This window comes from Nitrosospira sp. CT (genome assembly GCF_059489795.1).
Genome location: NZ_JCAHZJ010000032.1, coordinates 46,171 through 67,747, shown reverse-complemented (window position 1 = coordinate 67,747; position 21,577 = coordinate 46,171). Strand labels below are relative to the sequence as shown.

At 56.7% G+C, this 21,577-nt stretch carries 14 protein-coding genes; 7 read left to right on the top strand and 7 right to left on the bottom strand.

Annotated elements, in window-relative coordinates; genetic code table 11:
- From AC52W5_RS05570 to AC52W5_RS05560, 3 genes are all read right to left on the bottom strand, one after another.
- On the bottom strand, positions 1-262 hold a 262-nt coding region (locus AC52W5_RS05570), incomplete at its 3' end, for a hypothetical protein (protein ID WP_495670276.1).
- A gap of 67 nt (positions 263-329) precedes the next feature.
- On the bottom strand, positions 330-5,063 hold the full coding sequence (locus tag AC52W5_RS05565) for a type I polyketide synthase (protein WP_495670275.1): 4,734 nt from the start codon (positions 5,061-5,063) through the stop codon (positions 330-332).
- A complete protein-coding gene (locus AC52W5_RS05560; RefSeq protein ID WP_495670274.1) occupies positions 5,063-10,426 on the bottom strand; it encodes an amino acid adenylation domain-containing protein in 5,364 nt (1,787 codons plus the stop codon). Before AC52W5_RS05560 ends, AC52W5_RS05565 begins: the two co-directional genes overlap by 1 nt.
- A gap of 176 nt (positions 10,427-10,602) precedes the next feature.
- Here AC52W5_RS05560 and AC52W5_RS05555 point away from each other — a divergent pair, with 176 nt between their 5' ends.
- The gene (locus AC52W5_RS05555; RefSeq protein ID WP_495670273.1) at positions 10,603-10,839 is read left to right on the top strand and encodes a hypothetical protein; all 237 of its coding nucleotides are present in this window, start codon (positions 10,603-10,605) and stop codon (positions 10,837-10,839) included.
- Between the two features lie 17 nt (positions 10,840-10,856).
- Here AC52W5_RS05555 and AC52W5_RS05550 read toward each other — a convergent pair whose 3' ends face one another.
- Together AC52W5_RS05550 and AC52W5_RS05545 are read right to left on the bottom strand one after the other, a co-directional pair.
- Positions 10,857-11,618: a thioesterase II family protein gene (locus AC52W5_RS05550; protein WP_495670272.1), complete on the bottom strand. Its 762-nt coding sequence runs from the start codon at positions 11,616-11,618 to the stop codon at positions 10,857-10,859.
- The gene (locus tag AC52W5_RS05545) at positions 11,618-11,848 is read right to left on the bottom strand and encodes an MbtH family protein (RefSeq protein ID WP_495670271.1); all 231 of its coding nucleotides are present in this window, start codon (positions 11,846-11,848) and stop codon (positions 11,618-11,620) included. The genes AC52W5_RS05550 and AC52W5_RS05545 overlap by 1 nt, the downstream gene beginning before the upstream one ends.
- A 372-nt stretch (positions 11,849-12,220) precedes the next feature.
- Here AC52W5_RS05545 and AC52W5_RS05540 point away from each other — a divergent pair, with 372 nt between their 5' ends.
- Positions 12,221-12,808 (top strand): serine acetyltransferase, encoded by a 588-nt coding sequence (locus AC52W5_RS05540; RefSeq protein ID WP_495670270.1) that lies wholly within the window; start codon positions 12,221-12,223, stop codon positions 12,806-12,808.
- Between the two features lie 59 nt (positions 12,809-12,867).
- Here the strand turns inward: AC52W5_RS05540 and AC52W5_RS05535 are convergent, their stop codons facing one another.
- Together AC52W5_RS05535 and AC52W5_RS05530 are read right to left on the bottom strand one after the other, a co-directional pair.
- Positions 12,868-13,083 (bottom strand): FecR/PupR family sigma factor regulator, encoded by a 216-nt coding sequence (locus tag AC52W5_RS05535; protein ID WP_495670269.1) that lies wholly within the window; start codon positions 13,081-13,083, stop codon positions 12,868-12,870.
- A gap of 148 nt (positions 13,084-13,231) precedes the next feature.
- Positions 13,232-13,741, bottom strand: coding sequence for an RNA polymerase factor sigma-70 (locus AC52W5_RS05530; RefSeq protein ID WP_495670277.1), 510 nt, complete (start codon positions 13,739-13,741; stop codon positions 13,232-13,234).
- Positions 13,742-13,891: 150 nt separating this feature from the next.
- Here AC52W5_RS05530 and AC52W5_RS05525 point away from each other — a divergent pair, with 150 nt between their 5' ends.
- From AC52W5_RS05525 to AC52W5_RS05505, 5 genes are all read left to right on the top strand, one after another.
- Positions 13,892-15,280, top strand: a complete 1,389-nt coding sequence (locus tag AC52W5_RS05525; RefSeq protein ID WP_133668295.1) for an efflux transporter outer membrane subunit — start codon at positions 13,892-13,894, stop codon at positions 15,278-15,280.
- Positions 15,265-16,506, top strand: a complete 1,242-nt coding sequence (locus AC52W5_RS05520) for an efflux RND transporter periplasmic adaptor subunit (protein WP_495670268.1) — start codon at positions 15,265-15,267, stop codon at positions 16,504-16,506. Before AC52W5_RS05525 ends, AC52W5_RS05520 begins: the two co-directional genes overlap by 16 nt.
- A gap of 87 nt (positions 16,507-16,593) precedes the next feature.
- Complete coding sequence (locus tag AC52W5_RS05515; protein WP_495670267.1) at positions 16,594-19,788, top strand: efflux RND transporter permease subunit; 3,195 nt, start codon at positions 16,594-16,596, stop codon at positions 19,786-19,788.
- A gap of 235 nt (positions 19,789-20,023) precedes the next feature.
- A complete protein-coding gene (gene proB, locus AC52W5_RS05510) occupies positions 20,024-21,142 on the top strand; it encodes a glutamate 5-kinase (protein ID WP_495670266.1) in 1,119 nt (372 codons plus the stop codon).
- A 39-nt stretch (positions 21,143-21,181) separates the two neighbouring features.
- Positions 21,182-21,514: a protein tyrosine phosphatase family protein gene (locus AC52W5_RS05505; protein ID WP_081363468.1), complete on the top strand. Its 333-nt coding sequence runs from the start codon at positions 21,182-21,184 to the stop codon at positions 21,512-21,514.
- The last annotated feature ends 63 nt before the right edge of the window (positions 21,515-21,577 follow it).

Genomic DNA, 21,577 nt, shown 5'->3' with positions numbered 1-21,577 from the left:
TCCAGCGCAGCGCTTCAATATCCAGCCTGCCCGTCAGCCGCAACCCCCCGCTCAAATGATAAGCCGTGCTCAACGGCTCCAGTTGCCATAAAAACCAGTGACGCTGCTGCGCGTATGAGAGCGGCACTCGCGCGGAAGGGTTGCGGCAGGGGATATTCGATTGAAGTGCTGGAGCATGAGCTCCGGTCAACCGCTGTGCCAGTTTCTCCCGTTGCTCAGGGGTCAGGCGCGCGCGTCTTTTAGCTAGACTGCTGCTATGCATGATGGTGCAGATAAAGATGAGGAAACATCGGCAGATGGAATGGCTTCACCCCACGAGGGGCGGTAAATCATGAACACTCGATCTCGTCCAGCAATTTCGTTTCTACCAACTCGGCGAGACCTGCAACGGTGGGAGACCGGAAAAAATCCGCAGGACGCATATCGATTCCGAAAACTGCCCGCACTCTCGAAAGCAGTTGAATACCCAGCAATGAATCCCCCCCCAACTCAAACAGATTGTCATGAATACCGACGGCGTCCATTCCAAGCAGGCTCTGCCAGATCTCTGCAATGCTCTGCTCCAGCTCACTCTCGGGAGCGACAAAGGCCGTGTCCAGGACAGGTCGCGGATAACGTTGCTGGCTTCCCTGTTCAGGCTTCCGGCTCTCCGCAAGCGCAGAAGACTGCCCGACCAGATCTACCAGGTCCTCCTGCGTCTGGTTGAGCCGACTATGCAAATCAAGGGTGGAGACGATCACCTGCGGCCTGACCATGTTATTGACGATGCGCTCGAAAGCCTCGGCTCCTTCTTTCGGCGAAATTCCCATCCCCTCGGGCATTGCCATATTGGCCGCCATCCCCACGTCCCGCCAGCTGTCCCAGTTAACGGATATGACAGGAAATGTGGAGCCGCTATAGACGGAACGGGTAGCCTCGCGGGCAACCGCATCGAGGTAGGCATTGGCGGCACAGTAATCGACCTTGCTGAGGCCACCCGCCATGGCTGCCAGCGATGAGCACAGCAGCATGAAATCCAGGGAGGCATTCCTGAATACAGCCTGCAATGCCTGTGTTCCCTGTACCTTGGGGGCAAACACTTTCGCCACCCTCTCCCCGGTTTTCACCGAAATGAGATCGGTACCAACCTCTCCCGCGGAATGAATCACACCGTGAATAGCACCGAAGTGCTCATAGGCCTGCGTCACTGCCGCCTTCAACTCAGCCTGGATCGCAACGTCGGCCTGCAATACCAGCACTTCTGCGCCCAGCGCCTCCAGATGCATAACCTTCTCGATCTTGCTGCGCAGGAGGTCTGCTTTTTCCGCTGCTGAAATGACATTGGACCACTGCTCGCGGGCTGGAAGCGGGGAGCGTCCCATCAGCACCAGCTTTGCACGATAGCTGCCCGCCAGGTGCTCAGCCAACGTAAGGCCGATGCCGCCGAGGCCACCGGTAATCAGATAGACGCCGCCATTTCGAAGGCGAAGGCGCGCTTTCTCCGGCTTCCGGCATTGGATGGGTTCGAAAGTCTGAATCCAGCGGTGTGGTCCCCGGTAGGCGACCATTGAGGAAACCGGCTCAGCCTGAGACTCGGCCACTATCTGATGCACAAGCCGGCTTTTTGCAGTATCGTCGTCTGCTGGCAATTCGACATCAACCAGCCGGCAGCTCAGATAAGCGTATTCCTGGGGAATGACCTTGCAGGGCCCAAGCAACAGCGCTTTTTCCGGACGAAGAGGCTCGCTGCCGGTGACATCCTCGAACTGGTCGGTGATGACCGTAATCTCGACCTTCGCATCGCTCGGGATTACCTGTTTGGCACTCTCCAGCGCTTGAGCGAGATAAAACAGACTGAAGAAATTCTTGACCTCGATTTCCACTTGATTTTCGACCTGGTTTTCCCCATAGATGCGTCTGCCGCCATTCCCGGTCAGGCTCCACAAGTGAAAGATATGTCCGAGGGTCCTGCCATCCTCGCCGATGTTGCGCAACAGAAGATCGTAATCCTGCCGTTCGCCCGGACGGACAATATAATGGTCCTTGTCCTGACGGTGGAAGGCCGAGCCCGCGGAGACGACGACCGGCTTTATTCCCAGCGTAAGCAAATGCCCTGTCAGAGCCATCCCCAAGGGATGATCATCCGCGAAGAGGATGAATGATCTTCCCTGATCCAGGAGGATGCTCTCTTGTTCAATGCTGTCCGAGCGGCGCCACGAAGGGGTGTAAAACCATTCATCGAGCGGTCGAGCTACTGGCCCGGCATTATCCGTCACCTGCTGGCGGGCACCTGGCTCAAGGCCAGCCATGAGCCGGGGCCTGTCTTCTTCCCCCACTGCCTTTGCAGTCTTCGCGGTCTTCTCCGTCTTCAGGCTACCGGGCTTGATCCAGTATGACTGGCGCTCGAATGGGTAAGTCGGCAAGGAGATGCGACGGCGACGTTCGTCAGCGTAAAAACTCTTCCAATCGATATCGACCCCGGCAAGCCACAATCTCCCCAGGCAAAGATAAAAATGTGCTTGAGACTGGTTCGCTCTGCCAGGATGAGGCAAGGATGAAAGGATGACGTGCTCCGGTTTTGCTTCGGGATGACGCCGCGCAAGGGTAGTCAATGTTTCGCCCGGCCCCACCTCCAGCAGGATTCGAGCGGGATTGCCCAACAGCTCGCGCAGTCCATCATCGAAGCGTACCGTCCCGCGCACGTGCCGCCTCCAATACCCGGGATCGGTGGCTTCCTGGGGAGTAATCCAGTCGCCGCTGAGATTGGAAAGAAAGGGAATCTGCGGTGAGTGCAATTCCATGGCCGAAACCAGTTCCATGAAAGCCGGCAACATCGACTCGACCAGGGCGGAATGAAATGCATGGGAGACGTGAAGGCGTCGCGCCTCGATACCTTTATTACGCAGATCGGTTTCCAACGCTTCAATGGCGGCAACCGGCCCTGAAAGGACACACAATTCAGACCCGTTGACAGCGGCGAGATCACAGCTTTCCGACAGATAAGGCGTTATTTCCGCCTCGGGCAACATGACCGCGAGCATGGCGCCCGTCTCCGTCTGCTGAAGCAAGCGTCCGCGCAAGGCAACCAGACGCAGCGCGTCTTCGAGCGAAAATACGCCCGCAAGACATGCCGCAACGTATTCGCCCACGCTGTGACCGATCATTGCCGCCGGTTGGATGCCCCAGGACATCCATAGCTGTGCAAGAGCATATTCGACGGCAAAGAGTGCAGGCTGGGTAACTTCCGTCTGTTCGAGGCGCGCGGACAACTCCTTCTTCCGGGCCTCATCCCCACCCTCAAGGTTAGGGTCAAGGTTGGGGTATAAGGCGACGCGCAGGTCGAAATTCAGATGGGGTTGCAGCAATTCGACGCAGCGATCGAATTCCCGCCGAAAAACCGCCTCTCCGTGGTAAAGCTCCCGCGCCATATCGATATGCTGGACACCCTGGCCGGGGAAAAGAAAAACTATGGGACGATTTTCCGACGCCACTTGTCCGGTAACAAAACGGTCCGCAGGCTTCCTTTCCAAAACGCCGAGCGCCTCATCCCTGTCATGGCACAGCACTACTGCACGGCAGGCAAAACTTTTTCTTCCCGTTTGAAGGGTATAAGCGGCATCGGCAAAGGGTAAACCGGGATGTGCGTGCAGATGCTCGTGCAATCCGGCAATCATCGCCTCCAGCGCCGTGCGGGTGCGCGCCGAGAGTGTAAGCAACTGACAGGCGCGTGAAGAACTCACGGGCTCCACGGGCGGAGCTTCTTCGAGCACGACGTGCACGTTGGTCCCCCCGATGCCGAAGGAGCTCACCCCGGCGCGCCGCGGGGTCGATTCATTCGACCAATGCCTGCTCTCGGTGTTGACGTAAAAAGGGCTCGAGGAAAAATCGATTTGTGGATTGGGCTGCTCGAAATTTAGACTGGGCGGAAGGGTTCGATGCTTCATCGCCAGAACGGTTTTGATCAGGCCGGCGACGCCCGCTGCCGCATCCAGGTGGCCTACATTCGTCTTGACCGATCCGATGGCGCAGAATCCGCGCCTGTCCGTGCTTTCGCGAAAAGCTTGCGTGAGCGCCGCGATCTCGATCGGATCGCCGATCGTTGTTCCCGTGCCATGCGTCTCCACATAGCTGATCGTGTCGGCATCCACGCTGGCGATGGCCTGAGCAGCCAGAATCACTTCCGCCTGGCCTTCCACGCTCGGTGCAGTGTAGCCCACCTTGGCCGAACCATCGTTGTTGATTGCGGACCCTTTGATTACGGCATGAATCGTATCGCCATCGGCGAGTGCGTCCGACAGCCGCTTGAGCACGACGATCCCCACCCCGCTCCCGATCACCGTACCCGCCGCCTTTGTATCAAACGCGCGGCAGTGGCCATCCGGCGACAGAATCGCTCCAGGCTGGTATCGATAACCGCCCTCGTGCAACAGATTGACCCAGACACCCCCAGCCATTGCCATGTCCGCCTCGTGATTGAGCAGGCCCCGGCAGGCGACATGCACGGCCGCGAGTGAAGTGGAACAGGCTGTCTGCACGGTAATCCCCGGTCCACGCAGATTGAGCTTGTAGGAGACGGTCGTCGTCATGGAGTCCTTGTTGTTTCCATTCATCAACCCTTGCAGCGAAGAAATGTCGTGCATATCCGAAAATCGACCGCTGGAAAACAGATTCAGCAGCAGGTAGGTGTTAACCCCGCAGCCGGCATAAACCCCGACCGGGACGCTGCAGTTCGATGCGTCATAGCCGGCATCTTCCAGCGCCTGCCAGGCCACCTCCAGGAACAGCCGGTGCTGCGGGTCCGTTTCCGCTGCCTCGCGCGGGGTATAACCAAAGAAAGAGGCATCGAAAAGATCGACGCCAGGCAGTTCGGCGCCCGCCTTGATGTAGTGCGGATCTTCCAGAGTCTTGCGCGAAATCCCTCGCGCCAGGAGTTCCTCGTCGGTAAAGAAAGTAACGGACTCGACTCCATCCTGCAGATTGCGCCAGAAAGTATCCACGTTATCCGCGCCTGGAAATCGGCCCGCCATACCGATAATTGCGATATCGATATCGTCTCTCTCCGAAAACTCTTCCGTATGATCCATTAATGCGTCCTCCCTGCTCTCAGCCTGCGTTGTATGAACGTCGCTCTCTGCCGCTGCGCCCGTTCCTGATGGCGCTGCAAGGGCAGGCGCTCCTTATCCGTCTGCCTGTCCTCCTGGCCGAGGAATTTGGCCAGACTTGCGACGGTGGTATATCTGAAAAGGTCGATGATGGCGATGCGTGTTTTCAACTGCTCTTCCAGTTTGCATTGCACCTTGATGAGCAGCAGCGAATGCCCGCCCAGATCGAAAAAATTGTTGTGCAGCCCCACTCGGGGTAGCTCCAGGACTTCCGCCCAGATTTCCGAAATCATCGTTTCCACGGCATTGACGGGCGCCTGATAGGCTGCCTCATCGATCTGCTCCGCCAAGGGCAAGGGCAACGCTTGACGATCGACCTTGCCATTGGGGTTGAGCGGCAGACTATCGAGCAGCACAAACGAACCAGGCAGCATGTAATCCGGAAGCACGGCAGCAAGCGCAGTCTTGAGCATGGATGCATTGAGTGTTACGCCATGATGCGAGGCGACGTAGGCGATGAGGCGCATTCCATTGCGGCTTTCCTTTGACACTACCGCCGCCTCGCGAACTCCGGGCTGGGCCAGCAATTGTCCCTCGATTTCGCCCAATTCAACCCGAAAACCGCGAAGCTTGATCTGATGATCGAGCCGACCCAGGTATTCGAGTTGGCCACCATTATCCTCATTGCGCCAACGCACGCGATCCCCCGTGCGGTAAAGGCGGCTCCCATCCGGTGCGAAAGGATCGGCAACGAACCGGTCTGCGGTGAGACCGGGACGATTAAGGTATCCGCGGGCAAGTCCTGTCCCACCGATATAGAGTTCTCCAGCACAGCCGGGAGGCACGACATTCAAGTCCTCATCGAGCACGTACAATTTGCGATCTCCAACGGCACGGCCAATGGGCGCGAACTCGTGGAGGATACCGGCCTCAGCAGTTCCAGACGCATGGGCTACCCAGGCAGCCGGGGTAATGATCGTTTCGGTGGGCCCGTAGGCATTGACCAGCCGGGCTTGCGGGAGAGCGGCCTGCGTGGCGGCCAGGTCGGCTGCAAACCATGCTTCGCCGCCTGCTATGCAAGTGCGTACCGACGTGGCACCCCCCTGCATCAAGGGAAGCAGCATCCGCAGATAAGCGGGCGGCAAGTGCAGCGTGGTTATGCTGTGCTTTCCGATCCGATCGACGAAACCGTCGCCAGCAAGATCGCGTGTCGATGAAAGGACAAGCGTCGCACCTTCGCATAAGGGCGTAATCCACTGTTCCGCAGCCGCATCGAAATTCATCGAGAAAAACATGAGTTCGCGATCACCAGGACGTACGTCGTAGATTTCCCTGATCGCTGCCAGATGCATCGCCAGGGGACCATGGCTTACTCCTACTCCTTTCGGTCTGCCGGTCGATCCGGATGTGTAGATGACATAAGCGAGATTATCGGGATGTAACGTAATCTCCGGGTTGGTCTCTGCTACCCCCTTCACGCCGGCGCTATCCAGTTCCAGCACCGAAAGCTTTTCCGAATCGGGGATACGATTCCTGAGAGGAGAGTGGGTCAATAGCAACCGGATGCCGCTATCCTCAACCAGATAGTCGAGGCGTTCGCGCGGATAGTCGGGATCGAGCGGTACATATGCTCCTCCTGCCTTGAGAATGCCCAGCAGGCCGACGATCATCTCGATGGAACGTTCTACCGTAATGCCGACCTTTACTTCCGCTTTGACTCCCAAAGCGATTAAATGGTGTGCGAGCCGGTTTGAGCGACGGTTCAGTTCCTGGTAAGTTATTTTGGTATCGTTGAAAATCAGGGCGCAGACGTTTGGATGTTCTTCCGCCTGGCGCTCTATGCGCCGATGCACAGGTTCATGGGCAGCATGATGGACAGCTTCATGGGCGACTGGATGAGCAGATTGATCGAACAAGGCGCTACCTGAAAGGTGCGCTACAGCATTCGCCCCCCATGCTCCCCATGCTCCGAGCTGCGCCATATCGCTCTCGCTCAACAGGGGCACATCCCCGATGGGTATTTCCGGCTGCCCAACCATTGCCCGCAACAGAACCACATACTGGCGTCCCAGGCGCTCGATCGTGCGGGTATCGAAGAGCTCCGATGCATAGATGAAGCTTGCACGCACGTTTCCATCGGGTGACTCGATCGTTTCCAGCGTCAGCTCGAACTGTGCAGCCTGCTCGCCCAACGGATAGTCAACAATCTTCAGCCCCTTGATTTGATCGAGCTTGCGCCGGTCGCTTACCAGATGATTAAGGGTCACCTGGAACAGCGGCGTCCGGCTCAGGCTTCTCTCCGGCTGCAATGCTTCAACCAATTGCTCGAAGGGCAAATCCTGGTGTGCCTGGGCGTCGATTGCCGCCTCTCTGACCTGCGCGAGCAGGGTTGACAAAGCCATGCGGCCGTCGACTTTCCCGCGCAGTACCTGGGTATTCACGAAAAAACCGACGATGCCCCTGGTTTCAATCCGGTTGCGATTGGCGACCGGCACGCCGACACGAATATCCCTTTGTCCCGTGAGGCGGTAGAGCAAAGCTTGAAAACCCGCCATCAGCGCCATGAAAAGGGTCGCACTGTGGCTATCAGGGCGTTGGGCAAGGCTTCGCAGCCTGCTCAGCACATCCGGCGTCAGGTCGAAAGAATGACGTGCCGCCTGATAATTTGCCACAGGCCGCCGCGGATGGTCGGCCGGCAATTCCAACACCGGATGTTCAGTGCCCAGGCAACCACGCCAGTAGATCAATTGCCTGTCTTTCTCGCCTGCTTCCAGCCAACTGCGCTGCCACCCGGCATAGTCCGCGTAGCGGATGGGTAAAGGGTCGAACTGCGGCAATTGCCCTTGGGCATGAGCCAGATACCCGACGGCGAGTTCGTCAAGCAATACCTGCATCGAAGCACCATCGGAGATGATGTGATGCATGGTCATCACCAGGATATGCTCATCCTGCGTCAGCCGGATCAGGACTACTCGCAGCAATGGGCCCTGTGTCAGATCGAAGGGGGCGGAAATGATCTGGTCGGCCTCCTCTTTCGCACGCGCTTCACGCGCAAGGGCAGGAGTGTCGCCCAGATCGATGTGTGGGATATGCAACCGCACTGCCAGTTGGATCACCTGCTCCACGGAACCCTCCGCTCCTGTCCGGAAAACGGTACGCAAGGATTCGTGGCGCCCGACCACCCCATCAAGGCTGGCCTGCAATGCCTGCGCGTCCAGGGGGCCCGACAATCGCAACGCCTGCTTGATGTGATATGCGGTCGATGTCCGGTCCAGTTGCCAAAGGAACCAGAGACGCTGTTGACCAAAGGAGAGCGGTGCCACATCGGCTGCTCCAATCCTCTTTGCGGTGGAAAGAATGCTGATGCTGGCAGTGCGTCTGGGAGTGCCAACAGACAGTACGCGCTTGATTTCCTCTGCGCACTCGCACAACTTTGGATTCTCGAACAGACTGCGGAGCGTGAAATCGATCTGCCAATGCTCAGCAATACGCGCCACAACCTGAACTGCCGAGAGTGAACTTCCGCCGCTGGCAAAAAAATGATCCTCGCGCCCCAGCGCACGGCGATTCAATACCGTTTCCCAGATGCCCGCGAGCGAAATTTCGACGTCATCCGTCAACGTGGGTACGGGCCGCCCGCTGCCACCCAGCACGAAATTGCCAAACTCATAGATGGCATACGCGTCAAGGGTGCGTTCGCGCCAGCCTTGGCGACAGGCGGCGCGCTGCAATTTTCCGCTGGAAGTTTTGGGCAATCCTCCCGGATTCAGTAGTACCACCACCGAGAGTGGCTCGTGGCAGCTTCCGCTCACAGTCTCACTCAACGCCTGCACTAGAGTTTCGACGGCGATAAGCTTCTGCATGCCGCGGGATATCTCCACGGCCATGCCGATTCCCTCTCCGTTTTCGGTTTCTACCGAAAACGCGGCCACCCTTCCCTTCCGGGCGGCCTCCACTTCATCCTCGACCACTTGCTCGAGGTCCTGCGGGTAGACGTTCTGCCCCCTTATGATGATGAGATCCTTGCGCCTTCCTGCAATGTATAACTGTCCATCATGTATGAAGCCAAGGTCTCCGGTGCGGAGCCAACGCCCCCCCTCGTGGGAAACAAAAGTTTCGGCTGTCTCCTCTGGTTTTCGCCAATAGCCGCAGGCCAGGCTGGCACCATCTGTCCAGATCTCCCCGATCGTACCAGCGGGCAACTGGACACCTGTTTCCGGGTCTACAACCCTCACCGTATGACCGGAAGCCGGCACACCGCAAGCTACCAGAGAGGTTCCCGGCTCTGCCACTCCGGCTCTGCCTTGCGCAAGCATCTGGGTAGAGAAGCAATGTGCCTCCATGCCGTCTCCACGCGTCCCACCGGTGACAAAAAGCGTTGCTTCGGCCAGGCCGTAACAGGGATAAATTGTGCCAGGTGGAAATCCTGCCGGTGCGAAGCGTTCGATAAATGCTTTCATCGTTTCCCGGCGTACCGGTTCGGCACCCGAAAAGGCGACACGCCAGCTCGACAAGTCGAGCTCTTGTAGCTGAGCATCGCTTACCCGGTCCGCACAGAGTTGAAACGCAAAATTGGGCGCACCACTCACCGTCGCACGGTAGTGCGAAATGGCTTTCAACCATCGTACCGGTCGTTCGATAAAAAACCGGGGTGTCATCAGCACGACAGGAATGCCCCGATGGATGGGTTGCAGCAAGCCGCCGATCAGTCCCATATCGTGATACAGCGGCAACCAGCTCACGAATATGTCGTTTGCATTGATCGACATACCCTCCTCGAACACCCTCGTATTTGTCATCAGGCTGCCGTGGCTCACCATTACCCCTTTAGGCGTGGATGTAGACCCCGAGGTATATTGCAAAAACGCGATATCTCCCTCTTTGGGAAAATATTCACGCCATGCGGAGGCATTATCGCATTTCACCGTGTCCACAGTCAGCACGGTCGCATAAGAAGAAAACTGTTCCACCGCGGTACGAGCAATCAAGGGCATGATTTCGCTCGTGGTCAATATGCAGCGTGCCTCAGCATCGGCTGCAATGGCGAGCAGGCGTGCCAGATGCCGTTCTCGCACCATCTCCGGCGGGAAAACGGGCACAGCGATGAGTCCTGCATAAAGACAGGCAAAGAAGCCGATTACGTAATGCTCATCATTTTCCATGAGCAACAGGGCGCGCTCGCCTGCCGAAAAACGGTCCTGCAAAATGGCTGCGAGTGCACGAACATGTTGATCCAGTGTTGTGTAGTCGAACGCTTTTTCCACGGCTCTCTCGCCTTCCTGGCCCATTACCGTCAAGGCGAGGTCTGTGGGACGTGCCAACGCGAGACTACGGAGATGCGTCACCAGGTTTTGCGGGTAAACGCGGTGAAAAATTGACCTTGGCGTCATAGTGAAACCTTTCAATGGACTGACTTTGAAACCTTTTCAGGCGGGATCTATCTGGCGAATGGACTGATCGCAAACCTGCGGATATGCAGCCCGACCTTGGCAGGGATCCAGTCTTGACAGGGGAAGCCGGGATGTCTGTCCCGACACTTCACGGCTTTTCCCCTGAGTTGAAGCCCGGTCATGAGTCTGGAATGCCAGGGCCGCTGCATAGCCATCGGTACCGGGAGGCGCCGGGCTTGTATTTCCGGCCACTCCGGGGAATCATGCGCAATCTGGTAAGCCTCATCGTCCCGGGGGCACGACAGCCCAGCATCAAACTCGAGCAACCACACTTCGATGCCCCCCGGAATGCGCTCGGGCAGCGATAAGCGCCTTAGGGGATACCTTAAGGAATACATAAGGACATATCACCAGGTTCTCGATGCGCTTCCTGACATGCTTCCGGATGGTGCAGCGCCATCCGCTGGACGAGCACGTGAAGAAAAGCCTCTTCGTGCTGCCGGAGAAAAAAATGTCCCCCTTCAAACAGGTCCAGCGAGAAATCTTCTGTGGTTTCGGATCGCCACGCTTCCAGCTTCGACTCATGAATTTCATCGTCACTGCCCCCAAAAACATGGATCGGCAGCGGCAAAGGCAAGGATTGTGCGTAGCGGAAGCTTGCACAGATGCGGTAGTCAGCGTGCAGCAGGCTGAGTGTCATAGACAATAACTCGGGACTCTCGAACACTTCTTCCGGCGTCCCCTTCTGCTTGTGCAGATCGGCGATGAGCGACGCGTCGGTATTCTTGTCCGCATAGCGCCGCCAGTCCTGCCGGGAGGGTGCGGCACAGGCTGACACAAACAGGGCAAGAGGCAAGGCTTTTTCTCTCTTGCGCAGGGAATGGACAATTCCGAAAGCGAGCAGCGCCCCCATGCTGTGCCCGAAGAATGCGTATCGCCGAGGCGGATACGCCTCGAGCTCATCCGCAAGGCGTTCGACCAGTAAAGGGAAGCTTCTCTCGAATGTTTCATCCAGACGGCCTCCCCGGCCCGGCAACTCGATCGGCTCCACTTGCACCCAGGAAGGCAGCCTGCGCCGCCAGCGCAAATACATTACTGAGCTCGCGCCCGCGCAAGGCAGTGCGAAAAGCGTCAGAGGTGCAGACATCACCTGGCTTCAACTGGACATTGTTCGTCCATGAAGCGCCTCAGGCTGAGGGGACGCATATCCGTCCATACTTTCTCTACATGTTCGAGGCAGGTTTTCTTGTCTCCCAGCACCCCGATGTCACGCCATCCTCCCGGAATGGCTTTCCACTCCGGCCAGATGGAGTACTGCTCTTCATGATTGACCAGCACGCGAAACGTCCCGTCTTCGCGGTCGAAGCAACTTGTCATGTTTGTTCTTCCCCTTAGTCTGTAAGCAGATGGCGTTCCAGATTCCCTGGACGAATTCCAATGATTGGAAATGCGTCTTAATCTTATTTGGAATCTTGTTTAGCTAGACGAATAAGGATTCGAAGAATTTAGGAAAATGACTGATAGCCTGCAGGGCTTTTTGATCAAAGCCAGTTATAATCTACCAGGACAAAATTTTTTCGTAGCCTGTTCATCGCAAAGATGCCGCGATAAAACCACCCCCCCAACTAGCAAGTATCAGGGCATAGATTTCAGGTTCAGGAACAATTGCGACTGCAATAACCTGTCCTCGATTGGTGATCCCTGCATTGGAACCGGTAGTAGTAATATGAGTGCATCCAGGTACGAGCAATGACATTGAATGAACTGAAATCTGATACCCCTGATACCCATCGGCAGTGCGGGCAATTCAGTTGGGGTCACCTAGTCAAGGAGGCGATCACTAGCAGAACGTTTCGGGTGGTCGTAACGATGAGGCTGTGCCAGGCGGCAGCAGCAGAGCCGGGTCTCCTGCGCCTTACGCTCATCCCTTTGAAAATTATGCATCGTTTGTCGACGCATTTGGCGGCTGTAGACTTTTCCTGGCGGACCAAGGTTGGCGCAGGTATAGCCATAACACATGGCTGGGGGCTGGTTGTGAATCCAGGCGCAAGGATTGGTAATAACGTAACCCTTTTTCATGGGGTCACCCTTGGGCGCCGTGATCGCATTTCCCCTGACGGAAATCGTCAAACTGAATACCCCGTCATTGAGGACGAAGTCTGGATCGGACCCCACGCGATCATCGTCGGAGGAGTAACCATAGGTCGCGGAAGCAGAATCGCAGGAGGCACATTTGTTACAGAGAGCGTCCCTCCTTATTCAATTGTATCGGGAAATCCCTCTACGATTGTTAAAGCGAATTGTACGCCGGATGTAATGAATCCCGCTCCCCTCTGATAAGACGCACGAATCATTCAGAGATATTGCATATTGGTACCCGTTTTATCTCTTCGTCATCAATCCTCGGCAGGCGGTTCAAAGGGTGGAACAAGACCGGTGATGAGCCAGAGGCGGAAGGCCTCGTCGTAGGCCTTTCTATGTGCCGGATTCATGTTCAACCAACCGATCAGCTCTTCCCATTCAGCGGGGCTGAGTGACTCGTGCTCACGTATTACCCACTCGACTGCTGTATGCCACACCTGATCCGAATCCTGGTCCTCTGAATTCGCCACGGTTTCACCTTGATGTTCCCCCGATGAATCTTCGAATTCATCGATTTTCCACAGTTTTAAACTTACCCGAAACAAGTATAGCGGATACCGCTGTGCAAGTGCTTCCAGGCGGTGGGAGTGATCAAGCTGGCAGTGATCAAGTGGGGGACTAGGTGGATTGGAGAGCAGCGCGGCAATGGTCTATTGCCTCGTGGATCAGGATATTCACCAGGGATGTCGAGATAGCCAGTTCGGCCGCGATGGCGCGATGCGTCTGCCCTTCCAGACGATGGAGTTCAAAAGCGCGCCTCGTCCGCTCCGGAAGTTCCGATATTGCTTTTGCAACCAGTTTCAGATGCTCGCGGCTGATGACTGTGGCTTCAGGCATTCCGATGTGGGATGGCACATGCAGCCCGCCGTCTTCGCCCTCGAAAAGATTCAATTCGAATGAAATGCGCCGATGATGATCGATGGCAAGGTTGCGAACTATCTGGAACAGGTATGCCACAGGCTGCTTGACATGGAATACTGCCGCTGCTTCCGATACTTTGAGATATGCATCCTGCACCACGTCCTCCGCCCGTTCGGGATTACCGAGAATCTTGAGCGCCGCCCAGCGCAACTGGGACCGATGAGCCATGAAAACTTCGCTCAGTTCAATCTGCTCTTCGACAATCATCACCGCATCTCCACAGGAAGCATATAATAATAACAATAACGAGAACTATTCTTATTATCATATAGCAATTTCTATTTTACAATATAGATTAACTTCCGGTTCCGAAGGATATAGCGAATATCCTCGCTTCTCGGATCGGCTTGAACCGAAATGCCCAGGATATTTGCGATAATAATTGTTTCGATTTCCCTTGCCGGAATTGGCGGTTGCAAAACATCTCCACTGAGAAATCCTGGAGATGCAGGCGCAGCATTCCCATCCAGATGGGCGGCGGATAAAGGGACTCCACAGCCGACCCCCGAAAACTGGGTAGAAGCTTTTGGTGATCCTAATCTGAGTGCCCTGGTTAACAGCGCCCTGGCAGATAATTATCAACTGAAGGCTGTGGCGGCGCGGGTAAAAGCTGCGGTGGCCCAGGCGCGCATAGACGGTGCAAGCCGATGGCCACAACTGCTCTTTGCCCCGGATTACCAGTATACGCAAATCCGCGAGGCGGGATTCGGTTCGGCTCGATTCAGTGTGTTTGAAACATTGTTCAGCTTGAGCTGGGAGCTTGATGTGTGGGGACGGATAAGCGACTTCCAGCAGGCAGCAATAAGAGAGGCGAATGCAACCGCAGCCGATTTTCAAGGCGCGCGCCTGTCTCTGGCCGCCCGGGTGGCGCAGGGTTATTTTGAGCTTGCCGAAGCCAGGCTCCAAGCAGCAGTGGGAGAGCGATCAGTAAAGGACCGAAGCGTTATTGTCGACCTGGTACGTGGACGCTTTGCCCGCGGTTTGACGAAAGCGCTCGACGTGCGCCTGGCCCTCACCGACCTTGCCAATGCGGAGGCTGAGCTTACCCAGGCGCACAACCAGGTTCAGATCATTGCACGCCGACTGCAAGTGCTGCTGGGGCGCTATCCGGAAGCTGTGCTGACGGCGACTGCGGAACTGCCTGAACTTCCACCCGATATGCCAGCGGGGTTGCCCTCGGAATTGCTGGAAAGACGTCCGGATCTCGTCGCTGCCTATGATCGTTTGCTGGCTGCCGACTCACGTCTGCAAAGCACGAGAAAATTACTGCTGCCGCGTGTTGCCCTGACTGCAGCCGGAGGAATGCGCAGCCAGGCACTGACCGAATTGGTGGATCCCAGGGCTCTCGCATGGAACGTGCTCATCGGCTTGGCGCAACCGGTATTCACGGGAGGGCGCATCCGGGGCCAGATCGAACTTGACAAGGCGCAGACCGAGCAGGCCCTTAATCTGTACAAGGACACGGCACTCAATGCTTTCCGGGAAGTGGAACAGGCGCTGGCAGCCGACGAATGGCTACGGAAGGAAGAAAAAGCCTTGAAAAATGCGGTTGAACAAACCGAAGCCAGCCGAAAACTGGCAGTCTATTCCTATCAACATGGGTATATCGAAATTCTTACACTGCTGGACAGTTACCGTAGCACCCTCACTGCTCAAAGTGCGCATCTTTCCGTCAGGCGCCAGCTTCTGAGCAATCGAATCAATCTTTACCTGGCATTAGGAGGCAGCATTTGCGAAGCCTGCTGAAACAAGTGGCAAGCAAGAGCATGCTCAAAATCATCATCCCCGTTCTTGTTGTGCTGGCAGGCATCAGTATTTCGTGGGCGATTGCCGTTCACCGGCCGTCACTGAAATCCGAATTGCCGGATAGCGGAATACCAGTGGTAGGGGTAATCGAGGCAACTCCACAAACGATCAAGCTGAATATTCGCTCCCAAGGTGTGGTCGTACCCCGTACCGAGATTGACCTCGTCCCCGAAGTAGCGGGCCAGATCGTCCGGCTCCATCCCAGCCTGGCCGCCGGGGGTTTTTTTGAGGCGGGCGATATCCTGATGATGATCGATACGCGCGACTATGATCACGCGATCGCCGAGGCACACGCACGCATCGCCGAGGCGGAGCGCCAGGTTGCGATGGAAGAGGCGCAGGCGGAACAGGCGCGCCAGGAATGGCAGGTTCTGGGGGAAGGAATGCCCTCGCCTTTGACCATGCGCGAGCCGCAACTGGCGGAGGCACGCGCAAAATTGAAGGCCGCGCAGGCCGACATGGTAAAAGCCCGCCTGCAGCGAAGCCGCTGCGAGTGGCGCTCGCCATTTGCAGGACGTGTGCGCAACATGCATATCGGTCTTGGTCAGTACGTTCAACCTGGAGAAAAACTGGCCCGCCTTTATGCAACCGATGTTGCCCAGATACGTCTGCCTTTGGCGACCGACCAATTCGCATACCTCGATCTCCTGCTCGATCACAGGGACAACAAGGCAGAAAGGGGGCCCAGGGTCATCTTGAGCGGAGAATTTGCCGGTATCACTCGTCGGTGGGAGGGGCACGTTATCCGGACGGAGGGTGCGCTGGATGAGGAAACTGGACTCCTCCACGCCATTGCCGAGGTGCAGAATCCTTATAAGGTCAAGCCGGGCCAGCCTCCGCTCATACCCGGCTTGTTTGTAAGAGCCGAGATCGAAGGGCGGGAGCAGGCCGATGTCTTTGTATTGCCGCCCGGTGCCGTCAATGCTTCCCAGGAGGTGCTACTCGTCGACGCGGAAAACCGCCTGCATATCCGTCGTGTAGAAATATTGCGTCGTGAACCCGATCGCATTCTTGCCAAAAGCGGATTGAAGGCAGGGGAAAGGCTGGTCATTTCGAGAATCGAAGTTCCGGTGGAAGGAATGAAGGTAAGCGCCGAGATTGTGGCTCCGGGGCCGAAGCTCAAAAAGACCGGTCTGGAGACGACAATGCAGGGCAACGCGCGATGAGCGAAGCTTTTATGCGTGACTGTTCTGCATTCCATCCGCTATGCCCACATCTTGGCCAAGGGAGGATCCATTCGTGAGTTTTTTTGAATGAAGAGTACCTTTTCTCCTTCCCTTCCCTCCTCCGGTCCGATTGCGTGGTTCGCGGCTAATCCGATCGCTGCCAACCTCCTCATGTTGCTCATTCTGCTTGGGGGTGCGGGCAGTCTGCTGTTGATGGACAAGGAAGTGTTCCCCCGTTTCATGCCACATCAGATCGAGATCAAGGCCACCTATCCCGGAGCAGGTCCTCAGGAGATCGAAGAGTCTGTTTGCATCCGCATCGAAGAGGCGGTCTACAACTTGCCCGGCATTAAAAGGTTGAATTCGGAAATTGTCGAGGGGGAATGCACGATCAAGCTGACCGCTCTGCCCACCTACGACAGGGATCAGGTGATGAATGCGGCGCGTGGAAGAGTGCAAGCGATTCAGCGTCTGCCGAAAGGCCTGGAGAAGATTGACGTGCAGCCGGCAAACCGCATCGGAGATGATGGCGTTATCTGGGTGGCGTTATATGGCCCTACCGATCCGCTTACCCTCAGGCGCTTGGGCGACGGCATTCATGCCGAACTCTCCCGCATACCGGGGGTAACGCGGGCGCACAACTATTACGAGCTGCCGTACGAGATTGCTATAGAGGTATCCACGGAGAAACTGCGCCAGTATGGCGTCTCGCTCAAGGAGGTGACGGAAACCATTCGACGCGCTTCGGTGGACCTGCCCGGAGGGGTAATGAAGAATCCGGCAGGGGAGCTGCTGCTCAGGGTCAAGGGCAAGGCCCAGGATGATGTATCGGTTGGAAATCTGGTGGTGAGCACCCGGCCGGACGGAAGCCGTGTGCTGCTTCGCGATGTAGCGGTCATCAAGGATGGCCTGGAAGAGCGGTTGTCGGAGTGGCACCACAATGGGGAAACCGCTCAAGGCTGGGAAATTCATGCCGAAAAAGATTCAGTAGCTGTGGCACGCCGTGTCAAGGCTTACGTAGCGGAAAAAAAAGCGGAGCTTCCCCAGGGAGTGGGCCTGATCACCTGGTGGGACGATTCGCAGGCTTACGAAGAGCGCATTGGCACCCTGCTCGAGGACGGGCTCACGGGATTCGCACTGGTCTGCCTCATCCTGACGCTGTTCCTTCAGTTCAAAGTGGCCGTGTGGGCCGGAGCGGGAATTCTGACGTCGATATTCGGCGCGTTCTGGCTGATGCCAGCTCTGGATATTTCCCTCAACATGCTGTCGCTATTCGGTTTCCTGCTAGCGATGGGAATTCTCGTGGATGATGCAATTATCATAGGAGAAGCCATCTATGCCCGCCAGGAAGAGGCGAAAGCAGGAGCCGCTGCCGCGACGGGAGAAGGGAACGGCTCATCGGCTGCGGAATTCCGCTGGGTGCAAAGAAACCTGCAAGCAGCAATCCTCGGCGCGCGCGAAGTCGCGCTGCCGGTTACTCTCGCCGTCATGATCGCGCTTGTCGCGTTTCTGCCCGGCTTATTCCTGCCGGGGTGGGCAGGCCAGATGATGAAACCCATCTGTCTGGTAATGGTTCTCACGCTGGTATTTTCGCTGGTTGAAGCGCTGCTGATCCTGCCCTCTCATCTGGCGACACCCTCCAGGAGCACATGGGCCTATCCCCCGTTGCTGCGGCTGCGCGCCGCGCTCAATCATGGATTGCAGCAGTTCGTCCGCCGTGTTTACGAACCATTGCTACAGAAAGCGCTTGCCTGGCGTTATCTCACGATCGCCATTTTCGCTGTCCTGCTGATGCTGGCTGTGGCACTGGTGGCCGGAGGCCATGTACGGATGGCCTTGCAGGCAGACGTGACAAAAGAGAGCTTCTGGGTCTACCTGAAATTGCCCGAAGACGCACCCTATAGCGAAACGCGGAGAATAGCGGAAAAAGTAGAACAGGCGCTGCTGCAATTGCGGGAGGAGCTGGATAGAGAGGCAGCAGACAGTGACCCGAATATCGGCGGGAGCGTCATCGTCGGCATGGAAACGATCATCGCGGAGCACAGCGCGGGTTTTTGGACCGAACTCTCTCCCACCGGACGCCAGCACATCGTGGTAGAGGATTTCATCCGGGAATGGCGCAAGCGTATCGGTGACATCGGCCGAGCCAAGATCGATTTCCTGTACAAGGAGGGGGATCTCCCCTACGATATCGAATTCGATCTCGGCCACCCCGATCCGGAGACCCTGACGGCAGCCGTGACGGTATTCAAACAGAAACTGGCGGATTACATCGGGGTATACGATGTGGTGGATTCCGCCGAGGCCGGCAAACCCGAAGTCCGCCTGCGTCTCAAACCCGAGGCGGAACGGCTGGGCATCCGGCTGGAAGATATTGCCGAGCAAATGCGCCACGCCTACTATGGCGACGAAGTGCATCGGCTTCAAAGAGGGCGCAATGAGGTCAGGGTCATGGTGCGCCTGCCACGTAGCGAGAGGCAGTCACTCGACGATCTGCAGAACCTTCCAGTTCGTTTGCCCAGTGGAGCCCAAGCCCCCCTCGGAGTCCTTGCGGAAATCGAATTGATGCCCGGCCAGGCAAAACTGCTTCGTCAGGACCGGCAGCGCATCCTCAAGGTACAAGCCCAGACCGACCCCAAACTTGCTGATGTGAATCAGATTTATGCCGGTTTTGCAGCGCATGAAATACCTGAAATAAAACGTCAGTTTCCAGGGTTGGATATCGACATTGGCGAAGAGCGCCAGGAACAGGAACAGACAATCCAGAAGCTGGTGCTTTTTACCGGAGCTGCCCTGGCCGTTATCTATGCCCTAATTGCCATCCCCTTTCGTTCGTATACCAAGCCGCTGATCTTTCTTCTGGCGGCTCCGGTGGCCTGGAGCGGCGCGGTGTGGGCGCACTGGCTGATCGGTCTTCCGCTATCCATGGAGTCGCTGGTAGGCATGATCGCCGCGAGCGGGGTGGTAATAAACGATAGCCTGGTACTGCTGGATTACGTACAAAAACGGGGAGACAGCGGCCGGGCCGTATCGGCGCTTATCCTCGAGGCATGCAGCGCCCGCTTCAGGCCAATTCTGCTCGCATTTCTCACCAACTTTGTCGGGTTTCTTCCCATCCTGCTCGAAAGGAGCGAACAGGCACAGTTCCTGGTCCCCATGACGCTCTCCCTGACCGTAGGCCTGCTGGTGGGCATGGCGGCGAGCCTCATACTGACACCCGTATGCTATGCTGTCACCGAGCCTTCCCGCAGGCAGCCGGTTCTGGCGGAAATGGCTCACTGAGGGTTCGAAACTTCGCTGTTTATAAGGATGGTGGCAGTGTTTATAATAAAAACCGTGCTCCAATCCTCCATGATAGCCGCACAGATTTGAGATTTGTTTCTGGCCTTCTGGTCTTCTAACCTTTAACCACCTCTTCAAATTGCCCTGGATTTGATTTTTTTGGTATCTGGAATAGATACCCGGTATTGAAAACCGGAATACGGGCAACTGCACATTCAATTGTAAAGCGTCAAATATGGAATCCGTTTTGAAGCAGTCGCGGCGAATCGTCGTCAAGGTCGGCAGCAGTCTGGTAACGAACCAGGGACAGGGCCTTGACCATGCGGCGCTCGCGCACTGGGCTGGGCAAATCGTTAAACTCAAGAAGATCGGCAAGGAAGTGGTGCTCGTTTCTTCCGGGGCCATAGCGGAGGGGATGCAGCGCCTGAAATGGAAAAAGCGCCCGCACGCGGTCCACGAATTGCAAGCGGCGGCAGCGGTAGGACAGATGGGCCTGGTGCAAGCTTATGAAACCTGCTTCCGCAAGCACGAATTGCAATCAGCCCAGGTTTTGCTCACCCACGAAGACTTGTCCGACCGCAAGCGCTATCTGAACGCGCGCTCCACGCTGGCCACGCTGTTGAATCTGAACGTCATTCCAATCATCAATGAAAATGATACGGTAGCGACCGATGAAATCCGCTTCGGCGATAACGATACGCTAGGCGCACTGGTAACCAACCTGATCGAAGCGGATGTGCTGGTAATTCTGACTGATCAGCAAGGGTTATTCACGGCCGATCCGCGAAAAGATGCCCAGGCGAAACTGGTGGAGCAGGCGAAAGCCGGGGATCCGGACATCGAACGGATGGCGGGGGGTGCAGGCAGCGAAATAGGACGGGGCGGCATGTTGACCAAAGTGCTGGCGGCCAAACGCGCGGCGAGAAGCGGCGCGCACACGGTGATTGCGTCGGGACGCGAAGCGGATGTCCTGATTCGCCTCGCCCGAGGGGAAGCGATCGGCACCCAGTTGCTGGCGGAAACCATGACGCTTGCCGCTCGCAAGCAGTGGCTGGCGGACCATCTGCAAATCCGGGGAAATGTCACGCTGGACGAAGGAGCGGTGGAAGCACTGGCCGTTGGCGGCAAAAGTCTTCTGCCGGTCGGCGTGACCGACGTGCGTGGCAACTTCGAGCGTGGTGAGGTCGTAGGCTGCCTTGATCCGCAAGGAAGGGAAATCGCCCGCGGGCTGGTCAATTACAATGCTACGGAAACCCAGCGTATTCTCCGTCGGGCAAGCGACGAAATCGAAAGCCTTCTCGGCTATATAGGTGAACCGGAGCTCATCCACAGGGATAACCTGGTTCTGCTTTAACACCTCTATGCAATACTCATTATCGCGGGAGAAAACCTGATGAAACCAATGACCAGAATTGACGATAATTTCTCCACCAGCCCCCAGATCGATGCCGAAGATCTGATCGATATCAAGGCCGCGGGTTTTAAAAGTGTGATTTGCAACCGCCCGGATAGCGAGGACGGAGGCCATCATCCAAACCACGATTTTCTCGCATCTGAAGCCAGCAAGCTGGGACTTGAATTTGCTTACCTACCGATTGTGCCAGGACAAATCAATGACAGTCACGTTGAGCAGTTCAAGACACTCATGAACGAACTGCCTGGTCCTACCCTTGGCTACTGCCGTCTCGGGCTTCGCTCCAAAGCACTTTACGAGCGCTCGCGATAAATATTCTTAAAATAGGCCGATCCGGGAGTTCGCTTTCATGGTGGTCAGTCCAGCCCCCGCCTA